This is a genomic window from Caldicoprobacter faecalis (assembly GCF_900115765.1).
Lineage (GTDB): Bacteria > Bacillota > Clostridia > Caldicoprobacterales > Caldicoprobacteraceae > Caldicoprobacter > Caldicoprobacter oshimai.
In genome coordinates, this window is sequence record NZ_FOXR01000086.1 from 1 (window position 1) to 1,151 (window position 1,151).

The window sequence follows — 1,151 nt, forward strand, 5'->3', positions numbered from 1 at the left end:
AAAATTTCAGAATCAATGGTAATATTGTATTGAGCCATTTCTCATCCCTCCAGTTAGTTTTGGTTTTTACATTTTAATTCTAACCAGAGGGGTGGGGGTGGCTCAACCCCTTTTTACACAATTATATGGACTTAACTCATCAAAATTAGAACCATAAAATTATAGGTACAATATTTAGGTACAATTTTAGGATTGTATTCACCTTTGCGATCTCTTGGGATATCGAGTTCTATTGGACCTAGTTCAGTGCGTACAATCTTGGAACTCTAGCCATTTCTAGTATTGTCTGTATCAGCAGTGGGCTTTTCTCCTTTGGAATAAGGTATACATCCATTTCTGTTTTTAGTATTTCTTGGAAGGATATTTTTAAAGGCTTCCTTCATGAATTTCATGATCTCTTAAGATGTCTGAAAATTATTTTCCTTGATTATTTCCATAACATTTCTTTTGGTAAAACACCTATAAATAAAAAGCTCCTTTCTGATTTATGTTGTTAATTTTCATCAGAAAGGAGCTCCATTATTCATTCATACACAAAATTTGGAATAGCCTCCATTGAAAAATTAAAGTTGTAGATCTTTTGGAAGTTCAGGTACTTTTACAGGAATACCCCCCTGACGCATTGATTCCGCAGCAGCACAACCTGTTGCAACACTCATTCTCCCAGCAATAGGCGTAGCAAGCGGCTCTTTCCCATATATAATCATATCAATAAAATCCTTACAAATTAATGGATCTGCACCACTATGACCTCCTACAGTTTTTTTGATTTCATAAGTGCGATCAGCTAATTCTCTCCACGTATTAGATCTTCTTGTTTTTACCCATACTTTCCCATCCGGTTCAGAATTTTCAATTCTTCCCTCTGTTCCAATAAAAGTATAATTTCGATGATAATCAGGAGTAAAATGGCATTGAAGATAAGACGCTTTTATACCCCCTTCAAGCTCCATGATAACCACATTATTATCTTCAGTTAAGTCCATATAATTGTGTAAAAAGGGGTTGAGCCACCCCCACCCCTCTGGTTAGAATTAAAAATGTAAAAACCAAAACCTAACTGGAGGGATGAGAAATGGCTCAATACAATATTACCATTGATTCTGAAATTTTGCACTATCTTTTTTTAAAAGGAGCTAAAGATGAAGGTA

The 1,151-nt window shown here is 35.0% G+C and carries 2 pseudogenes; both read right to left on the reverse strand.

What is annotated here, in order from left to right:
• Positions 1–170 precede the first annotated feature (170 nt).
• A pseudogene (locus BM241_RS12325) lies at positions 171–284 on the reverse strand (transposase); the annotation flags it as partial.
• 279 nt (positions 285–563) lie between these two features.
• Positions 564–974 (reverse strand): annotated as a pseudogene (locus BM241_RS12140) (Gfo/Idh/MocA family oxidoreductase); the annotation flags it as partial.
• Positions 975–1,151 lie beyond the last annotated feature (177 nt).